We start from the raw sequence: 19,062 nt of genomic DNA, 5'->3' as shown, positions 1-19,062 counted from the left end.
CGTGGGGGACGAGGTTGACGAGGACTGACCCTAGGTGGCCGGAAAGCGACTGCGAAGTGTACGTTTCATCCATTCGAGCGGCGCTGGCTGGAGGGAACGCACACATGCCGGATTCGACGGTTCCCCCCACGCCCCCCGTCCCTCTGTCCGCACTCCTGGCCCGCGAGGACCTGGCGCTGCGCCGGATCGCCGGTCCGGACGACCCCGGCACGGTCGTCCACTGGGTGCACACCTCGGAGATGGCGGACCCGTATCCGTATCTGCTGGGCGGGGAACTGCTGCTCACGGCGGGCGTGCACATCCCCGAGGCGGCGGGATCGGGCACGTACTTCGACGACTACGTGTCCCGGATCGTGGCGGCGGGCGGCGCGGCCCTCGGCTTCGGGGTGGCGCCGGTGCACGACACGGTGCCGAGGGCGCTGGTCGCGGCGTGCGAGAGGTACGGCCTGCCGCTGCTGGAGGTGCCGCAGCAGACCACCTTCTCGGGCGTCGCCCGCGCGGTCTGGCAGCTCATGGCCCGGGCCCGCCTGTCCGAACTCCGCCGCGTGACGGAGGCCCAGCAGAGCCTCGCCTCGGCCGCCTCCCGCCCCGACCCGGTCCCGTCGGTCCTGCGGCAGCTCGCCCAGCGGCTGGGCGGGTGGGCCGTGCTGTACGGGCCGGAGGGGGTGGAGATCGCGGGGGCGGGCCGGGAGCCCGCGGGCGAGGCACGCGCGGCGCTGGCGCGGCTGGCGGAGGTCGTACGGCCGGACCGCCCGGCGCCTCCGGCAGGTGCGGCATCGCAGACCAGTTCCGCATCGCGCGCGCCCTCGACCGGGATCCGGCCGGGTGAGTCGGAGGCGGCACCCGCCCGCTCGGTCTTCCCGACCGGGCCCCGGCCGGATGAGCCCGCGGCGGCACGCTCCCGCTCGGCCCACCGGCCCGGCCCGGCCACGCCTGCCGGTGCGGCGGCACGCTCCCGCTCGGCCCACCGGCCCGGCCCGGCCACGCCTGCCGGCCCTCAGCCCCCCACCGATCCCGGCCGTCCCGCACCCACCTCCGCCACCGACTCCACCGCCGGTCTCCACCTCGCCGCCTACGCCCTCGGTGCCGGGCACGGCTTCGTGCTGGGGGTGGCCGCCCCGGGGCGCGCGCCGGGGGATCACACCATCGTGTCCGTCGCCGCCGTGCTGCTGGCCCTCCTCACCGGGGAGCAGCACAGCGGCACCGGTGCCGCCCGTTCCTCTGCGCTGGTGCGGCTGCTGCTGGGGGCCGCGCCCGAGGACGTCGCGCCCCTGCTCGGGGACGGGCGGCGGTGGGTCGTCGTGCACGCCCGTCCGGACGGGGAGGGCGCACCCGACGCCGTCGCGGCCTCCGCGCTGGGTGCCGCGCTCGGGTCCGCCCTGGTCGACCCGGCGGGCGACGTCGTACGGGTCCTGGTCCCGGCCGACCGGGCACCGGACCCGCTGCCCGGCTGGACCCTGGGCGTCAGCGCCGCCGTCGCCCCCGAGGACTGGCCCGCCGCCGACACCCAGGCGGCCCGCGCCCTGGCCCGGGCCCGCGCCACCCGCGCCCCGCTGCTCCGGCACGGCCCGCGCCCCGCCCTCGCCGACCTGGTCCCGCCCGGCGAGGCGGCGGCGCACGCCCGCACCCTGCTCGCGCCCGTCACGGCCCACCCCGCGCTCCCCGAGACCCTGCGCACCTGGCTGTCCCTGCACGGCAGTTGGGACCGCACGGCCGTCGCCCTGTCCGTGCACCGCAACACCGTGCGGCAGCGCGTCGCCCGGTGCGCGGCCCTGCTGGAGACCGACCTCGACGACCCGGACGTACGCATGGAACTCTGGTTCGCGCTGCGGCACATCTGAGTACGAGACCGGGGTCTCTCTGAGTACGTGACGCAGATCCCAGCGTGCGATACGCCAGGGCCGCCCGCAGTCGGCTGCCTCACAATGGGAGCCATGCCGATACCCGGGACACCCAGCCGCGCCGAACTCGTCGACCACCTCGTCAGGACGCGCATCGCGGGCGACGTCGCCACCCCCCGCGAGAACAACCTCTCCCACTACCGCAAGCTGGCGAACGCCGACCGTCACTACTGGTTCGGCCTGGAACTCGGCGACCGCTGGAGCGACGAGCAGGACGTCCTCGCGGTGATGGCGGAACGGGTCGGTGTGAACGACGATGCCGAGTACCGGTACGGCCAGGACACCATCGACCCGGAGCTGACCGTCGCCGGACTGGAGCGGCTCGCCGCCCGGCTGCGCAAGGCGGCGGACGGGCAGCAGCGGGTCCTGTTCGCCACCGGCCACCCCGGCGGCCTGCTCGACGTGCACCGCGCGACCGCGGCGGCCCTGCGCGCGGCCGGCTGCGAGATCGTCGTCATCCCGGAGGGGCTGACGACGGAGGAGGGCTACGTCATGCAGTTCGCGGACGTGGCGGTGCTGGAGCACGGCGCCACTCTGTGGCACACCCACTCGGGCGAGCCGATGAAGGCCATCCTGACCGCCATGGAGCGCGAGGGCCGCCCGCTGCCCGACCTGGTCGTCGCCGACCACGGCTGGGCGGGCTACGCGGGACAGCACGGCGTGGACTCCGTCGGCTACGCCGACTCCAACGACCCGGCCCTCTTCCTCGCCGAGGCCGAGGGGACCGTACAGGTGACGGTGCCCCTCGACGACCACGTGGTCAGTCCCCGCCACTACGACCCGATGACGGCGTACCTGCTGGCGGAGGCCGGCCTCAGTTAGTTCCCTGCTCGCGCGGGACGCGGACCACGCCCTCCTGGATCACCGTGATGGCCAGCCGCCCGTCCTGCGTGTATATGCGGGCCTGCCCCAGTCCCCGGCCGCCGTACGCGGACGGGGACTCCTGGTCGTAGAGCAGCCACTCGTCGGCGCGGAACGGCCGGTGGAACCACATCGCGTGGTCGAGGGAGGCACCGACGACGTCCCCGACGGCCCAGCCGCCCCGCCCGTGGGCGAGCAGCACGGAGTCGAGGAGCGTCATGTCGGAGACGTAGGTGGCGAGGACGACGTGCAGCAGGGGATCGTCGGCCAGCTTGCCGTTCGTCCGGAACCACACCTGGGAGTGCGGCTCGCGCGGCTCGCCGAACTTCCCGTACGGCGGCTCGTCGACGTAGCGCAGATCGACGGCGGCGCGCGCCTCCAGGAACCTCTCCACGACCTCCGGGTCGAGATGGCCGTATCCCCGCAGCCGGTGCTCACTGGTGGGCAGCGTGGCGGGATCGGGCGCGTCCGGCATGCGCTCCTGGTGGTCCAGCCCGTCCTCGTACACCTGGAAGGACGCCGAGAGGTGGAAGATCGGCTTGCCGTGCTGGACGGCGACCACCCGGCGGGTGGTGAAGGAGCGGCCGTCGCGGATCCGGTCGACCGTGTAGACGATGGGCGCGCCGGGATCGCCGGGGCGCAGGAAGTACGCGTGGAGGGAGTGCGCGGGCCGGTCCTCGGGGACCGTCCGCCCGGCGGCGACGAGCGCCTGGGCCGCGACCTGCCCGCCGAAGACCCGGGGGACGACGGCGGACCGGGACCGGCCACGGAAGATGTCCTCCTCGATCTGCTCCAGGTCGAGCAGATCGAGGAGGTCCTGTAGTGCCTGACTCATGCGACTGTTGTACCGGCCACTGATTGCGGTCGGCTTACAGGCCCATGTCCTTGGCGATGATCGACTTCATGATCTCGCTGGTGCCGCCGTAGATGCGGTTGACGCGGTTGTCCGCGTACAGGCGGGCGATCGGGTACTCGTTCATGTAGCCGTAGCCGCCGTGCAGCTGGAGGCAGCGGTCGATGACGCGGTGGGCGACCTCGGTGCAGAACAGCTTCGCGGAGGCGGCCTCGGCGGGGGTGAGCTCACCGGCGTCGAGGGCCTCGGTCGCGCGGTCGGCGACGGCCTCGGCCGCGTCCACCTCGGCCTGGCAGGCGGCCAGCTCGAACTTGGTGTTCTGGAAGTGCGCGACGGGCTTGCCGAAGACCGTGCGCTCCTGCACGTACTGCTTGGCGAACCGGACGGCGGCCTTGGCCTGGGCGTAGGCGCCGAAGGCGATGCCCCAGCGCTCGGAGGCCAGGTTGTGGCCGAGGTAGTAGAAGCCCTTGTTCTCCTCGCCGAGGAGGTCCTCGACGGGCACCTTGACGTCGACGAACGCCAGCTCGGCGGTGTCGGAGGTCTTCAGGCCGAGCTTGTCGAGCTTGCGGCCGACCGAGTAGCCCTCGGACTTGGTGTCCACGGCGAAGAGGGAGATGCCGTGGCGGCGGTCCTCGGCCGTCGGGGCGGAGGTGCGGGCGCAGACGATCACACGGTCGGCGTGCACGCCGCCGGTGATGAAGGTCTTGGCGCCGTTGAGGACGTAGTGCGTGCCGTCCTCGCTCAGCTTGGCGGTGGACTTCATGCCCGCGAGGTCGGAACCGGTGCCCGGCTCCGTCATCGCGATGGCCCACATCTCCTCGCCGGAGACGAACTTCGGCAGGAACCGCTTCTTCTGCTCGTCGGTGGCGAGCATCTTGATGTAGGGCAGGGCGAGCAGTACGTGCACGCCGGAGCCGCCGAACTGGACACCGGCGCGAGCGGTCTCCTCGTACAGCACGGCCTCGAACTTGTGGCTCTCCAGGCCCGCGCCGCCGAACTCCTCGGGCACGTTGATGCCGAAGATGCCCAGCTCACCGAGCTTGTAGTAGAAGTCGCGGGGCGCCTGGCCCGCCGCGAACCACTCGTCGTACACCGGTACGACCTCGGCCTCGATGAAGGCGCGGATGGTCTCCCGGAACGCCTCGTGATCCTCGTTGAACACCGTACGGCGCACGCCGCCACCTCCAGGGACCTAGCTGTCTAAGCGCTTGCTCAGACAAAGATACCGGCGAGTATCAACCACCGTCCAGGGTGGGGGCGGGGTAACGCTCGTCACGCCGCGGGATGAAAACAGGCTCCCACGGCGTTGGTGCCTTCCGGCAGACCAGGACGACCGGAGGGTAACCGCGTGACACCGCAACGGGGATGGGCACGACGACTGTGGGCCTATGCGTGGCGCCACCCGAAGGACGTCGTACTCGCCCTCGGCTCCTCGCTGGGCGGCATGGCCGTCATGGCGCTGGTCCCGCTGATCACGAAGGTGATCATCGACGACGTCATCAGCGACCACACCCGCTCGATGACCACCTGGGCCGGCCTCCTCGTCGCCGCCGCACTGGTCGTCTACGTCCTCACCTACATCCGCCGCTACTACGGCGGCCGCCTCGCCCTCGACGTCCAGCACGACCTGCGGACGGAGATGTACGGCACGATCACCCGGCTCGACGGCCGCCGCCAGGACGAGCTGTCCACCGGCCAGGTCGTCGGCCGGGCCACCAGCGACCTCCAGCTCATCCAGGGCCTGCTGTTCATGCTCCCGATGACCATCGGGAACGTCCTGCTCTTCCTGATCTCCCTGGGGATCATGGCGTCGCTGTCGCTGCCGCTCACCCTCGTCGCCCTGGCCGTCGCCCCCGCCCTGTGGTGGATCGCCAAGCGCAGCCGCACCCGGCTGCACCCCTCCACCTGGTACGCCCAGGCCCAGGCCGCCGCCGTCGCCGGTGTGGTCGACGGCGCCGTCAGCGGTGTCCGCGTGGTGAAGGGCTTCGGTCAGGAGGACCAGGAGACCGGCAAGGTCAGGGACGTCAGCCGCAGGCTCTTCGCCGGGCGGCTGCGCACCATCCGCCTGAACTCCGTCTACACCCCGGCCCTCCAGGCCGTCCCCGCCCTCGGCCAGGTCGCGATGCTGGCGCTCGGCGGCTGGCTCGCGGTCGGCGGGCACATCACGCTCGGCACGTTCGTCGCCTTCTCGACCTACCTCGCCCAGCTCGTCGGCCCGGTCCGCATGCTCGCCATGGTGCTCACCGTCGGCCAGCAGGCGCGCGCGGGCACCGAGCGCGTCCTGGAGCTGATCGACACCGAGCCGTCCCTCGAGGACGGCCGCAAGGACCTGCCCGCCGACGCCCCCGCGACCGTCGAGTTCGACGACGTCTCCTTCGGCTACGACGAGGACCGCCCCGTCCTCGACGGACTCTCCTTCGAGATCCGCCCCGGCGAGACCCTCGCCGTCGTCGGCTCCTCCGGCTCCGGCAAGTCCACGGTCTCCCTGCTGCTGCCGCGCTTCTACGACGTCACCCGCGGTGCCGTCCTCGTCGGCGGTCACGACGTGCGCGAACTGACCCTGGAATCGCTCCGGGCCGCGATCGGGCTGGTCCCGGAGGACTCCTTCCTCTTCTCCGACACCGTCCGCAACAACATCGCGTACGGCCGCCCGGACGCCACCCAGGAGGAGATCGAGCAGGCCGCCCGCGCCGCCCAGGCGGACCGGTTCATCAGCGAGCTGCCCGACGGTTACGACACCACCGTCGGCGAGCACGGCCTCACGCTCTCCGGCGGCCAGCGCCAGCGCGTCGCCCTCGCCCGCGCCATCCTCAGCGACCCGCGGCTGCTGGTCCTGGACGACGCCACCTCCGCGGTGGACGCCCGGGTCGAGCACGAGATCCACGAGGCCCTGAAGGAGGTCATGCGGGGCCGCACCACCCTGCTGATCGCCCACCGCCGCTCCACCCTGAACCTCGCCGACCGCATCGCCGTCCTGGACGGCGGCCGCCTCGCCGACATCGGCACCCACGACGAACTCCAGCGGCGCTCCGCCCTCTACCGGCGCCTGCTCACCGACCCCGACGAGCTGGGCGCGGTCTCCCCGGGCCACACCCAGCCGGCCTGCCCCCAGGAGGACACCTCCGTCCGGGACGAGCTGGACGCCGAGTTCGACGCCGAGCGCGGGGTGACCCCACGGCTGTGGAGCGGCGACCGCGAGCGCAAGGACCTCGCCCTCGCCGAGAGCCCCGCCACCCCCGAGCTCCTCGCCCAGGTGGAGGCGCTGCCCCCGGCCACCGACATCCCCGACGTCGACGAGAAGCAGGCCGTCCAGCCGGAGGAGTCCTACGGCCTGCGCCGACTGCTGCGCGGCTTCGGGCTGCCGCTGCTGGTCAGCCTCGGTCTGGTCGCCGTGGACGCGGGCATGGGCCTGCTGCTGCCGATCATGATCCGGCACGGCATCGACTCGGGCGTCACCCAGGCCGCGCTCGGCGCCGTGTGGGCGGCGTCGCTGCTCGCGCTGCTGACGGTGGTCGTGCAGTGGGTGGCGCAGGTCGGCGAGATCCGGATGACGGGACGTACCGGCGAGCGGGTGCTGTACTCGCTCCGGCTGAAGATCTTCTCCCAGCTCCAGCGCCTCGGGCTCGACTACTACGAGCGGGAGCTGACCGGCCGGATCATGACCCGGATGACGACCGACGTCGACGCGCTGTCGACGTTCCTCCAGACGGGCCTGGTCACCGCCTTCGTCTCGGTCGTCACCTTCTTCGGCATCATGATCGCCCTGCTGGTCATCGACGTGGAGCTCGCACTCGTCGTCTTCGCGACGCTGCCGCCGCTGATCATCGCCACGTTCTTCTTCCGCCGGGCGAGCGTGAAGGCGTACGAACTGGCCCGCGAACGCGTCTCCGTGGTCAACGCCGACCTCCAGGAGTCGGTGTCCGGGCTGCGGATCGTGCAGGCCTTCCGGCGCGAGCGGGACGGCGGGCGGCGGTTCGCCGGGCACAGCCACAGCTACCGCCAGGCGCGCATCCGGGGCCAGTGGCTGATCTCCGTGTACTTCCCCTTCGTGCAGTTCCTGTCGTCGGTGGCGGCCGCGGCCGTGCTGATCGTGGGCGGCGCGCGGGTCGACGACGGGACGCTGGCGATCGGCTCGCTGGTGGCGTACCTGCTCTACATCGACCTGTTCTTCGCGCCCGTGCAGCAGCTCTCCCAGGTCTTCGACGGCTACCAGCAGGCGTCCGTCTCGCTGGGCCGCATCCAGGAGCTGCTCCAGGAGCCGACGTCGACGAAGTCCGCCGACGAACCCCGCGAGGTGCTGTCCCTGCGGGGCGAGATCGCGTTCGAGGAGGTGCACTTCGCGTACGGGGACGACGAAGAGGCCCTCGGCGGCGTCGACCTGCGCATCCCCGCCGGGCAGACCGTCGCGTTCGTCGGCGAGACCGGCGCCGGGAAGTCGACCGTCGTCAAGCTCGTGGCCCGCTTCTACGACCCGACCGGCGGCCGGGTCACCGTCGACGGCACCGATCTGCGCGCCCTCGACATCACCTCGTACCGGCACCGTCTGGGGGTCGTCCCGCAGGAGGCGTACCTCTTCCAGGGCACCGTCCGCGACGCCATCGCCTACGGCCGCCCCGACGCCACCGACGCCGAGGTCGAGGCGGCGGCCCGGGCGGTCGGCGCGCACGAGATGATCGCCACGCTGGAGGGCGGCTACCTCCACGAGGTGGCCGAACGCGGCCGCAACCTCTCGGCCGGGCAGCGCCAGCTCATCGCCCTGGCCCGCGCCGAGCTGGTCGACCCGGACGTCCTGCTGCTCGACGAGGCGACGGCCGCCCTGGACCTGGCCACCGAGGCCCAGGTCAACCAGGCCACCGACCGCCTGGCGGGCCGCCGCACCACCCTCGTCGTGGCCCACCGCCTCACCACCGCCGCCCGCGCCGACCGGGTCGTCGTCATGGACCACGGCCGGGTCGCCGAGGACGGCACGCACGAGGAGCTGCTCGCGCGCGGCGGGCGGTACGCCGAGCTGTGGCGGACGTTCATCGGCGCCGCGGAGCCGGAGGAGCCGGTCGGCGCGTCCCGGTGAGGCCCGTGCGACCGGCGTTTTCGTAACGCTCGTGCAACCGTCCGACATACGTCATGCGTCCGTACACCTGTACGCCGATGGTCGCGCACGACGCGGTACGGGAGGACGACAGTGGACAGTGGAGCGATACGCCGGCGGCTCGGGCTCGGCCTGGCCGTGCTGACCGCCTCCGGCCTGCTCGCCGTGGCGGCGCCGGGCGAGGCGCAGGCGGCCGCCTCCGCCCACTGTCCCGGCCGCAAGGTCCGCACCCTGCCGTTCTCCACCGGAACCGTGCTCGTCTACAAACGCGGCGGCTACGTCTGCGCCGTGACCCTCACCAAGAAGCCCGGCGTGAAGCGGAAGATGTCGGTGAGCGTGCAGGCGCGCGGCAGCCGCCCGGTCGTCGACGAGGGCCGGTTCGCCTACCACGCCGGACCGGTGATGGTGCACGCCGGGCGCCGCTGCGTATGGCTGAAGGGCAGGGTGGGGCAGGGCTCGGTCAGCTCCGGCTGGATCCTGTGCTGACGCCCGGCGCATAGAGGGTTATCCCCATGTCCCCTGGTGCTGGGGGTAGTTGGTCCGCTAGCTTCCGGCGCACATCTGTCTCACAGGGGAGTGCGCATGCGCAAGGCGCTCAGATGGCTGCTGGCGCTCACGGTGCTCATAGGCACACTGGGCACGGCGGGAGCGGCCACCGCCGCCGACGCCACCGGCACCGACGGCACCACCGACATCAAGGAAAGGCTGCTCTCCATACCGGGCATGAGCCTGGTCGAGGAGAAGCCGTACACCGGCTACCGCTTCTTCGTCCTGAACTACACCCAGCCGGTCGACCACCGGAAGCCCTCGAAGGGCACGTTCCAGCAGCGCATCACCGTGCTGCACAAGGACGTCGCGCGCCCGACGGTCTTCTTCACCAGCGGCTACAACGTCTCCACGACGCCCCGCCGCAGCGAGCCGACCCAGATCGTGGACGGCAACCAGGTCTCCCTGGAGTACCGCTTCTTCACCCCCTCCCGCCCAGCCCCGGCCGACTGGTCCAAGCTGGACATCTGGCAGGCCGCCAGCGACCAGCACCGCGTCTTCAAGGCGCTGAAGGGCATCTACGCCAAGAAGTGGATCTCCACGGGCGGCTCGAAGGGCGGCATGACCGCCACGTACTACGAGCGCTTCTACCCGCGCGACATGGACGGCGTGGTCGCCTACGTCGCCCCCAACGACGTGGTGAACAAGGAGGACTCCGCCTACGACCGCTTCTTCGCCCGCGTCGGCAGCAAGGAGTGCCGCGACCGGCTGAACGGCGTGCAGCGCGAGGCGCTGGTGCGCCGCGAGCCGCTGGAGAAGAAGTACGCGGCCTACGCGCAGGACAACGGCCTCACCTTCAACACCATCGGCAGCCTGGACAAGGCCTTCGAGGCGACCGTCCTCGACTACGTGTGGGGCTTCTGGCAGTACAGCCTGCTGAAGGACTGCGACCAGATCCCGGCCGACGCGAAGAACGCCACCGACGACGAGATCTGGAACTCCGTCGACACGATCTCCGGCTTCTCCGCCTACGCCGACCAGGGCCTGACGACCTACACGCCGTACTACTACCAGGCCGGCACGCAGCTCGGCGCGCCGACGATCGGCTTCCCGCACATCGAGAAGCAGTACATCCGCTACGGCTACCAGCCGCCGCGCAATTTCGTCCCTCGGGACATCCCGATGAAGTTCCAGCCGTCGGCGATGCGGGACGTGGACACCTGGGTCCGCCACAACGCCCGCCACATGCTCTTCGTCAACGGCCAGAACGACCCGTGGAGCGCGGAGCCGTTCCGCCTCGGCAAGGGCGCGAAGGACTCCTACGTCTTCACCGCCCCCGGCATGAACCATGGCGCCAACGTCGCGGGCCTCGTGCCCGAGCAGAAGGCGCTCGCCACCGCCCGCATCCTCGACTGGGCCGGTGTCGCCACCAGCGCGGTGCAGGCGGACCCGCAGGCGGCGAAGCCGCTGGCGAAGTTCGACGCCAAGCTCGACAAGCGGGACATGCACCGCGAGCAGATGCTGCGGCCGTGACCCCGTAGGAGTCCGTAACGCTCGTATCGCGCCCGGCCGTTGCTCACAGCGGCCGGGCGCACCCCACGGGCCGGTCGCCCCCGAGCCGGACGTACAGAGCGGTCGAGACCGGGCAGTCGGCGCGACGGGCGACCGCCTCGGTCACCTTGTACTCCGGCTCCTGCCGGCCCTTCCCGTCGCACGCGGTCTCGCGGACCTGCCCGTCGCCGGAGCTGTAGACGCAGTCGCCGACGATGGTGCGGGGCCCGCCCCCGCCGCCCGGGTCGCCCGGGTGCGGCGGCTGGAGGTTGCGCATGCAGGCGTAGCCCTGCGGCACCGCCCCGTCGCCGTCCTCGTCGGACGCGGGCCGCTGCTCGCTGATGTGCAGCACGAAGTCCGTGGTCGCCGGGCAGCGCGGCCCGTCCCGGACCGTGCCGTCGTGCCGCGCCACGACCCGGGCCGCCGCCCGCTCACCGGCGCACGGCACCTCGGTGAAGCTCGTCGTGCCGAACGAACTGCACTCGTCGACCGCGAGGAACACCGCCCCGTACCCGGACGGCCGGGTCACCGGAGCCGACCCGGCATCGGCGGTCCCCGACGCCGACCCACCCAGTCGGCCGTCCTCCGCGACACCCGCCGAGGGGCTCTGGCACCCGGTCAGCAGCACGCCGAGCAGCACCAGCAGCACCCACAGCGCCCCCGCCGAACTTCTCACGCGCATTGCCGTCCCCCAGAAGAGCCCCAGCCCAGCGTGGCCCCCCGCAGGGGCGCACGCCAGGCACATGGGAGGGTTTGCGCATGTTGGGGGCTATGCGCCCGGTCCGTGGCGTACGTCTAGTACGTCAGCCCGTGCCCGATCGGGTACAGCACCTGCTCCGGATCATCCGCCCGCCGCACCGCCACGGGGAGTTTCCCGCGGGGCTCCACCCGTCCCGCGATCACCCGTGCGGCGGCGCGCAGTTCGACGTCGGTCCAGGAGTAGGCCGCGAGACACGCCGGGACGGAGGGCAGGTGGGCCACGTCGTACGGATTGCGGGTCGCGACCGCCACGACCGGCCGTCCCGTCGCCGCGAGCTGTTCGACCAGCGTCTTCTGCCCGCTGCCCGCCGTGAGGTTGTACGTCGCCGCCACCACCGCGTCCGCGTCCTGAGCCGCCGCGACCGCCCGGGCGATGACCGCCGCCGACGGGGACGTGCCCGTCGGCAGGGCGGTGGCGGTGAAACCGAGTTCGGTCAGCGCGGCGGCGAGCACTCCTGTCGGCGGCCCGGTCGTCCCCGAGGGCGAGGCCGGATCGGCCCCGACCACCAGCACCTTGGGGTACCGGCGCCGGGACAGCGGCAGCAGCCGCCCCTCGTTGACGAGCAGGGTGGTCGTCCGCTCGGCGATCCGGTCGGCCGCCGCCAGGTGCGCCCGGGTGCCGACGGCGCGGTCGACACCCTTCTGACTGACGTACGGGGCGCGGAACAGCCCCAGCTTCGTCTTCAGCCGCAGGACTCGCAGGACCGATTCGTCGAGCCGCGCCTCGGTCAGCTCGCCGTTCCGCACGGCTGCCAGGACCGCGTTCCAGGCGAGGTCCAGATCCGGCGGGTTGAGGAGCTGGTCCACGCCCGCCTTCAGCGCGAGCACCGGCACCCGGTCGTCGCCGTACTTGGTCCGCACGCCCTCCATGCCGAGGGAGTCCGTGACCACGACCCCGTCGTAGCCGAGCCGCTCGCGGAGGATGCCGGTGAGGATCGGGCGGGAGAGGGTGGCCGGGTCGCCGGAGTCGTCCAGGGCCGGGACCATCAGATGCGCGGTCATGATCGAGTCGATGCCCGCGGCGATCGCCGCCCGGAACGGAGGCGCGTCCAGCTTCTCCCACAGCTCCCTGCTGTGCGTGATGGTCGGGAAGCCGGTGTGGCTGTCGACGTTGGTGTCCCCGTGCCCGGGGAAGTGCTTGGCGGTCGCCGCCACCCCGGACCCCTGGTAGCCGGCGACCTCGGCGGCCACCAGCGCGGCCACCGCCCGCGGATCGGCGCCGAAGGACCGTACGCCGATGACCGGGTTGGCCGGGTTGACGTTCACGTCGGCGACGGGGGAGTAGTCCTGCCGGATGCCCATCGCCCGCAGCTCACGCCCCGCGATCCGCCCGAGGGCCCGGGCATCGGACCGCGACCCGCCCGCGCCGACGGCCATGGCCCCCGGGAAGAGCGTCGCGGGCCTGCCCACCCGGGCGACGATCCCGTGCTCCTGGTCGGTGGAGACGATCACGGGCAGCCCGCGCGGCAGTTCCAGGGAGGCCCGCTGGATGCCGTTGGACAGGTCCGCGATCTGGTGAGGCTCGCGGGTGTTGTGCGCCCAGGCGAAGTAGATGATGCCGCCGACCCGGTACTTCTCGACCAGCTCGGCGGCCGTACGGACCCCGATCTCCTTCAGGTTGGCGTCGATGTCGGCCTGGTCGGGGGCGGTGGCGGAGTGGCCGTACACCCGCATCACGAAGAGCTGGCCGACCTTCTCCTCCAGCGTCATGCGCGAGACGAGGGCGCGGAGTCGCTTGTCGTCGGGGGCGCCGGCCGCGTACGAAGGCCCGGCGGCCGCGAGGGCGCCGGCGGCGCCGGCCGTGGCGGCGAGGACGGCGCGTCTGGAGGGCTGTGCGGTGTTTCCCGTGCTTCCCGTGCCGGTGTCGTGCACGTGCGCTCCTTCCGGAGGTGATCCGCTCGGATCCGCTGAAGGAAACTTCCAGGAGGTCACCAATAACCGGGAAGTTTCTGCCAGTCAAGGGAACGCACACTAACCGCGCGGGGGCCGCCACCGGCGCGGTTGGAGGGGGGCGCGCCGATGGCGGCGGGGCCGCCGGCCGCGGTACGGCGGAGAGGGTGGTCAGCGATCGCAGCCAGCAGCGAGGGCCGACACCGCACCGTGGTGACTCTCCGGCGGCCGGCGATTGGACGACGGGAGTCCGGGCCGGGTTCCCGACCCGGGCCGGATTTTCCGGAAGTCGGTACGCGGGGTGACACAGGGGCCGACGGGGCCGGTGAGCCGAGCACGCGGAGGCGGACGGCCGGCTGCCCCACCCCGATCTTCGGGGCAGGGCAGCGAGCGCGCTTCAGGGCCGGATCACAGGGTGTGCTCGACGAACCTCGCCGCCGTCTCGGCCAGTACCTCCCGCCCGTCCCTCGCCCACAGCACGTCGTTGAACAACTCGACCTCGATGGCACCGGTGTAACCGGCGTCCTCCACGTACCGCTGCCACTCCTGCATGTCGATCGAACCGTCGCCGATCTGGCCACGGCCGGTCAGCACGCCCTCAGGGAGCGGAGTCGTCCAGTCGGCGAGCTGGAAGGTGTGGATACGGCCGCCCGCGCCCGCCCGGGCGATCTGCGCGGGAGCCGTGTCGTCCCACCAGATGTGGTACGTGTCGACGGTGACCCCGACCTGGTGCGCCGGGAAACGTTCGGCCAGGTCCAGCGCCTGGGCCAGCGTCGACACCACGCAGCGGTCGGAGGCGTACATCGGGTGGAGGGGCTCGATGGCCAGGCGGACGCCGTGCCGCTCCGCGTAGGGGCCCAGTTCCGACAGGGCGTCCGAGATGCGTTCCCGCGCGCCGTGCAGGTCCTTGGAACCGGCCGGGAGACCGCCCGAGACCAGGACCAGGGTGTCGGTGCCCAGCGTCGCCGCCTCGTCGATCGCCCGGCGGTTGTCGGCCAGGGCCTCCGCACGCTCCCGCGGGTCGATCGCCGTGAAGAAGCCGCCCCGGCACAACGTTGTCACCGTCAGGCCCGCGTCCCGGACCAGCTTGGCCGTGGCCTCCAGGCCGTACGACTGGACCGGCTCGCGCCACAGGCCGACGTTGCCGATGCCCGACTGGACGCAGGCGTCCACCAGGTCCGGCATCGACAGCTGTTTGACCGTCATCTGGTTGATGGAGAAGCGCTCCAGCTCCGCAGTGCTCACTGGTCCACCCCGTACACGCTCAGCAGGTTCTTCATCCGCTCCTCCGCCAGCTTCGGGTCGGGGAACAGGCCCAGCCCGTCCGCGAGTTCGTACGCCTTCGCGAAGTGCGGGAGCGAGCGGGCCGACTGGAGGCCGCCGACCATCGTGAAGTGGGACTGGTGACCGGCCAGCCAGGCCAGGAACACCACGCCCGTCTTGTAGAAGCGGGTCGGCGTCCGGAAGAGGTGCCGGGACAGCCCGACCGTCGGGTCCAGCAGCTCCCGGAAGCCCTTCACATCGCCCGTGTCGAGCACCCGCACCGCCTGCGCCGCCAGCGGGCCCAGCGGGTCGAAGATGCCCAGCAGGGCGTGGCTGAAGCCCTGTTCGTCGCCGGCGATCAGCTCGGGGTAGTTGAAGTCGTCGCCCGTGTAGCAGCGCACGCCCTGCGGCAGGCGGCGGCGGATGTCGATCTCGCGCTGCGCGTCCAGCAGCGAGACCTTGATGCCGTCGACCTTGTCCGGGTGGGCGGCGATGACGTCCAGGAAGGTGTGGGTGGCGGCGTCCAGGTCCGTCGTGCCCCAGTAGCCCTCCAGGGCCGGGTCGAACATCGGGCCGAGCCAGTGCAGGATCACCGGCTCGGACGCCTGGCGGAGCAGGTGGCCGTAGACCTCCAGATAGTCCTCCGGCCCCTTGGCGACCGCCGCCAGGGCCCGGGAGGCCATCAGGATCGCCCGCGCGCCCGACTCCTCGACGAGCGCGAGCTGCTCCTCGTACGCCGCGCGGATCTCCGCCAGGCTGTACGGGTATCCGATCTCGGTGGCCGACAGCTGGTCCGTGCCCACACCGCAGGCGATCAGGCCGCCGACCGACTTCGCCTCCGCCGCCGACCGGCGGATCAGCTCCGCCGCCCCCGCCCAGTCCAGGCCCATGCCGCGCTGGGCCGTGTCCATCGCCTCGGCGACGCCCAGGCCGTGCGACCACAGGTGACGGCGGAAGGCCAGGGTGGCGTACCAGTCGACGGCGGCGGGCGAGTCGGGCGACACGTCCGCGTACGGGTCGGCGACGACGTGCGCCGCCGAGTAGACCGTGCGGGAGGTGAAGGGGGTGCCGGGCGTCACCAGGAGCGGTTCGGTGCGCGGCTCGTACGTCCGCGACGCCCCGTTGCTGTCCGGGAGTCGGATGGTCACGGCTGGATCTCCGGGACGTCGATACGGCGGCCCTCGGCCGAGGACTTCAGGCCCAGCTCGGCGAGCTGGACACCACGGGCACCGGCCAGCAGGTCCCAGTGGTAGGGGGCGTCGGCGTAGACGTGCTTGAGGAACAGCTCCCACTGCGCCTTGAAGCCGTTGTCGAACTCGGCGTTGTCCGGGATCTCCTGCCACTGGTCGCGGAAGACCTCGGTGGCGGGGATGTCCGGGTTCCAGACCGGCTTGGGCGTGGCCGAGCGGTGCTGGACGCGGCAGTTGCGCAGTCCGGCGACGGCCGACCCCTCGGTGCCGTCCACCTGGAACTCGACGAGCTCGTCGCGGTTGACGCGCACGGCCCAGCTGGAGTTGATCTGGGCGATGGCGCCGCCCTCCAGCTCGAAGATGCCGTACGCGGCGTCATCGGCGGTGGCGTCGTAGGGCTTGCCGTTCTCGTCCCAGCGCTGCGGGATGTGCGTGGTGGCGATGGCCTGGACGGACTTCACCCGGCCGAACAGCTCGTGCAGGACGTACTCCCAGTGCGGGAACATGTCGACGACGATGCCGCCGCCGTCCTCGGCCCGGTAGTTCCAGGACGGGCGCTGGGCGGCCTGCCAGTCGCCCTCGAAGACCCAGTAGCCGAACTCGCCGCGCACGGACAGGATCCGGCCGAAGAAGCCGCCGTCGATGAGGCGCTTCAGCTTGAGCAGGCCGGGGAGGAAGAGCTTGTCCTGGACGACGCCGTGCTTGATGCCGGCCTCGTTCGCCAGCCGGGCGAGGTCCAGGGCGCCGTCGAGGCCGGTGGCCGTGGGCTTCTCGGTGTAGATGTGCTTGCCGGCCGCGATGGCCTTCTTGAGCGCCTCCTCGCGGGCGGAGGTGACCTGGGAGTCGAAGTAGATGTCCACCGTCTCGTCGGCGAGGACCGCGTCCAGGTCGGTCGAGACGTGCTCCAGCCCGTGCCGCTCGGCCAGCGTCTTCAGCGCGTGCTCACGGCGGCCGACCAGGATCGGCTCGGGCCACAGCACGGTGCCGTCGCCGAGGTCGAGGCCGCCCTGCTCACGGAGGGCGAGGATGGAGCGGACCAGGTGCTGGCGGTAGCCCATGCGCCCGGTCACGCCGTTCATGGCGATACGCACCGTCTTGCGTGTCACGTCGTTCCCTTCGTACGCGGTCGTCGCGCCGCGTACGCCTCACCCGTCACTGGCGGACCGGTGGGCCGCCGGTGGACTGGTGAGCGTTACAGCAAGCGCTTTCTATACATGAAGAAGCTAGCCTCTGAACCGCGGTCCGGACAAGACCGTGACCAGGACGAGTTGTTCGAGGGGGCGAACAACCCGGGGCCGGGGGCTTAAGGTCTGCTCGGAACCAAGGCCACAGGTCCGTCGGAACAGGGGCCTCGGTTCTGTCGGAACCAAGGTCACAGGTCTGTATGTGTACGAGGGCGACGAGGGCGGACGACGAGATGCGCGACCGGAGGACGACGAGATGACGGTGACCCTGGCGGACGTGGCGGCCCGCGCGCAGGTCTCGCCCGCGACGGTGTCGCGCGTGCTGAACGGGAACTACCCCGTGGCCGCCTCCACCCGGGAGCGGGTGCTGAAGGCCGTGGACGAGCTGGACTACGTGCTCAACGGGCCCGCGAGCGCCCTGGCCGCCGCCACCTCCGACCTGGTCGGGATCCTGGTGAACGACATCGCCGACCCGTTCTTCGGAATCATGGCGAGTGCGATCCAGGCCGAGATCGGCGGGCCGGGCGGCCGCGCGGGCGGGGAGAGACTCGCGGTGGTCTGCAACACCGGCGGCTCTCCCGAGCGGGAGCTGACCTATCTCACGCTGTTGCAGCGGCAGCGGGCGGCGGCCGTGGTGCTGACCGGCGGGGCGATCGAGGACGCGGCGCACCAGGCGGCGATGGACACCAAGGTGCGGAAGCTGACCGACGCCGGGACGCGGGTCGTCCTGTGCGGACGCCCGCCGGCGCCGGAGACCGGGGCGATCGCGCTCACCTTCGACAACCGCGGCGGCGGGCAGGAACTCACCGAGCACCTGATCGGGCTCGGGCACCGGCGGCTCGGCTACATCGCGGGCCCGGAGGAACGGACGACGACCCGGCACCGGCTGGAGGGGCACCGGGCCGCGCTCGCCGCGCACGGCATCGAGGAGGACCCCCGGTGGACGGTGCACGGGCGCTACGACCGGCGGTCCGGCTACGAGGCGACGCTGGAACTGCTGCGGCGCGACCCGTCGCTGACGGCCGTCGTCGCCGCGAACGACTCCGTCGCGCTGGGGGCGTGTGCGGCGCTGCGCGACTCCGGGCTGCGGATTCCCGAGGACGTGTCGGTGGCCGGTTTCGACGACCTGCCGTTCAGCATCGACGCGGTGCCTTCGCTGACGACCGTGCGGTTGCCGTTGGCGGAGGCCGGAGCGCGTGCCGGGCGGATCGCGATGGGGCGGGAGGAGGCGCCGCCCGGGGGGATCGCCTCGGTGCGGGGGGAGTTGATGGTGCGGGGGTCTTCCGGGGTGCCGCGGGTTTCCTGACCTGGGGGGGTGTCCGCACGCACGGGCAACTACGCCTTCACCCCGAGGAACCCGAACAGATCCGGCACGCCGTCCGGCCCCGCCTCCGCAGTCCGCTCGATGCGCAGCCCCGCTGCCGCCGCCCCGTTGAGCAGGTCGGACAGCGGGACGTGCCAGGCGCCGAGGCGGGCGCGGACGCCGGTGGTGTTCCAGGAGTCGAAGGTGTGGGACCGGTCGGTGTAGCGGGAGTCGATGACCGTCCTCGACGCGTCCCTGCGGTCGGCGAAGGCGCCGACGAAGCACGGGTGCACTCCCAGATGCACGAAGCGGCCGCCCGGGGCCAGTACGCGGGCGATCTCGCGCAGGACGGCCGGGTAGTCGGGCACGTCCGTGCTGGCCAGGACGCACACCGCGGCGGGCACCGAGCCGTCGGCCAGGGGCAGGGCGGTCGCGTCGGCGACGGCCACGGGCAGGCGGTGGGCGGCGTGGCGCAGCTGGTTGCGGGAGAGGTCCACGCCGACGGGCGTCCAGCCGAGGCCGGCGACGGCGGACGCGTGGGCGCCGGTGCCGCAGCAGACGTCGAGGCAGGTGCGCCCGTCGCCGGGGCCGAGCAGGTCACTGAGGGTGGCGTGGACACGGCGGATGTAGTCGCCGCCGCCGGTCGGTGACATCAACTCGTTGTACCAGTCGGCGTGTTCGTCGTATACGGCCGTCGCCTTCGAGGACACCATGTCCCGGACGCTAATCCCCCTC

The 19,062-nt window shown here is 72.2% G+C and carries 14 protein-coding genes; 6 read left to right on the top strand and 8 right to left on the bottom strand.

The window, feature by feature from the left end:
• Positions 1-104 precede the first annotated feature (104 nt).
• Positions 105-1,841 (top strand): PucR family transcriptional regulator ligand-binding domain-containing protein, encoded by a 1,737-nt coding sequence (locus tag ABFX81_RS14870; protein WP_346138160.1) that lies wholly within the window; start codon positions 105-107, stop codon positions 1,839-1,841.
• Positions 1,842-1,934: 93 nt separating this feature from the next.
• Positions 1,935-2,723 carry a phosphatase gene (locus ABFX81_RS14865; RefSeq protein ID WP_086849422.1) on the top strand — a complete coding sequence of 263 codons (789 nt, stop codon included), beginning with the start codon at positions 1,935-1,937 and terminating at the stop codon, positions 2,721-2,723.
• On the opposite strand, the gene tesB is transcribed toward ABFX81_RS14865, so the two are convergent.
• Both tesB and ABFX81_RS14855 read right to left on the bottom strand, forming a co-directional pair.
• Positions 2,716-3,597: an acyl-CoA thioesterase II gene (gene tesB, locus ABFX81_RS14860; protein ID WP_086849420.1), complete on the bottom strand. Its 882-nt coding sequence runs from the start codon at positions 3,595-3,597 to the stop codon at positions 2,716-2,718. The two genes, ABFX81_RS14865 and tesB, sit on opposite strands and share 8 nt — an antisense overlap.
• 34 nt (positions 3,598-3,631) lie before the next feature.
• The gene (locus ABFX81_RS14855; protein WP_030838107.1) at positions 3,632-4,789 is read right to left on the bottom strand and encodes an acyl-CoA dehydrogenase family protein; all 1,158 of its coding nucleotides are present in this window, start codon (positions 4,787-4,789) and stop codon (positions 3,632-3,634) included.
• Positions 4,790-4,963: 174 nt separating this feature from the next.
• Between ABFX81_RS14855 and ABFX81_RS14850 the strand changes: the two genes are divergently transcribed.
• The 3 genes from ABFX81_RS14850 (at position 4,964) to ABFX81_RS14840 (ending at position 10,720) form a co-directional block, all read left to right on the top strand.
• Positions 4,964-8,683, top strand: a complete 3,720-nt coding sequence (locus ABFX81_RS14850) for an ABC transporter ATP-binding protein (RefSeq protein WP_346138159.1) — start codon at positions 4,964-4,966, stop codon at positions 8,681-8,683.
• 111 nt (positions 8,684-8,794) lie between these two features.
• Positions 8,795-9,187: a hypothetical protein gene (locus tag ABFX81_RS14845; RefSeq protein ID WP_086855339.1), complete on the top strand. Its 393-nt coding sequence runs from the start codon at positions 8,795-8,797 to the stop codon at positions 9,185-9,187.
• Positions 9,188-9,283: 96 nt separating this feature from the next.
• Positions 9,284-10,720 (top strand): S28 family serine protease, encoded by a 1,437-nt coding sequence (locus tag ABFX81_RS14840; RefSeq protein ID WP_346138158.1) that lies wholly within the window; start codon positions 9,284-9,286, stop codon positions 10,718-10,720.
• Positions 10,721-10,763: 43 nt separating this feature from the next.
• Here the strand turns inward: ABFX81_RS14840 and ABFX81_RS14835 are convergent, their stop codons facing one another.
• The 5 genes from ABFX81_RS14835 to ABFX81_RS14815 form a co-directional block, all read right to left on the bottom strand.
• Positions 10,764-11,420, bottom strand: a complete 657-nt coding sequence (locus tag ABFX81_RS14835; RefSeq protein ID WP_346138157.1) for a hypothetical protein — start codon at positions 11,418-11,420, stop codon at positions 10,764-10,766.
• Between the two features lie 113 nt (positions 11,421-11,533).
• Positions 11,534-13,369: a glycoside hydrolase family 3 N-terminal domain-containing protein gene (locus ABFX81_RS14830; RefSeq protein WP_086846788.1), complete on the bottom strand. Its 1,836-nt coding sequence runs from the start codon at positions 13,367-13,369 to the stop codon at positions 11,534-11,536.
• A gap of 426 nt (positions 13,370-13,795) precedes the next feature.
• Complete coding sequence (locus tag ABFX81_RS14825) at positions 13,796-14,632, bottom strand: TIM barrel protein (RefSeq protein ID WP_086846790.1); 837 nt, start codon at positions 14,630-14,632, stop codon at positions 13,796-13,798.
• Positions 14,629-15,798 carry a DUF993 family protein gene (locus ABFX81_RS14820; RefSeq protein ID WP_086846792.1) on the bottom strand — a complete coding sequence of 390 codons (1,170 nt, stop codon included), beginning with the start codon at positions 15,796-15,798 and terminating at the stop codon, positions 14,629-14,631. Before ABFX81_RS14820 ends, ABFX81_RS14825 begins: the two co-directional genes overlap by 4 nt.
• Positions 15,795-16,946: a Gfo/Idh/MocA family protein gene (locus tag ABFX81_RS14815; protein WP_086846794.1), complete on the bottom strand. Its 1,152-nt coding sequence runs from the start codon at positions 16,944-16,946 to the stop codon at positions 15,795-15,797. Before ABFX81_RS14815 ends, ABFX81_RS14820 begins: the two co-directional genes overlap by 4 nt.
• A 334-nt stretch (positions 16,947-17,280) precedes the next feature.
• Here ABFX81_RS14815 and ABFX81_RS14810 point away from each other — a divergent pair, with 334 nt between their 5' ends.
• A complete protein-coding gene (locus ABFX81_RS14810) occupies positions 17,281-18,330 on the top strand; it encodes a LacI family DNA-binding transcriptional regulator (RefSeq protein WP_274816516.1) in 1,050 nt (349 codons plus the stop codon).
• Positions 18,331-18,359: 29 nt separating this feature from the next.
• Here the strand turns inward: ABFX81_RS14810 and ABFX81_RS14805 are convergent, their stop codons facing one another.
• Complete coding sequence (locus tag ABFX81_RS14805) at positions 18,360-19,040, bottom strand: class I SAM-dependent methyltransferase (protein ID WP_346138156.1); 681 nt, start codon at positions 19,038-19,040, stop codon at positions 18,360-18,362.
• Positions 19,041-19,062 lie beyond the last annotated feature (22 nt).

The organism is Streptomyces coeruleofuscus (assembly GCF_039532725.1).
Taxonomy (GTDB): Bacteria; Actinomycetota; Actinomycetes; order Streptomycetales; family Streptomycetaceae; genus Streptomyces; species Streptomyces coeruleofuscus.
The sequence above is the reverse complement of the archived record's forward strand: the minus strand, read 5'-3'. Positions and strand labels throughout refer to the sequence as shown.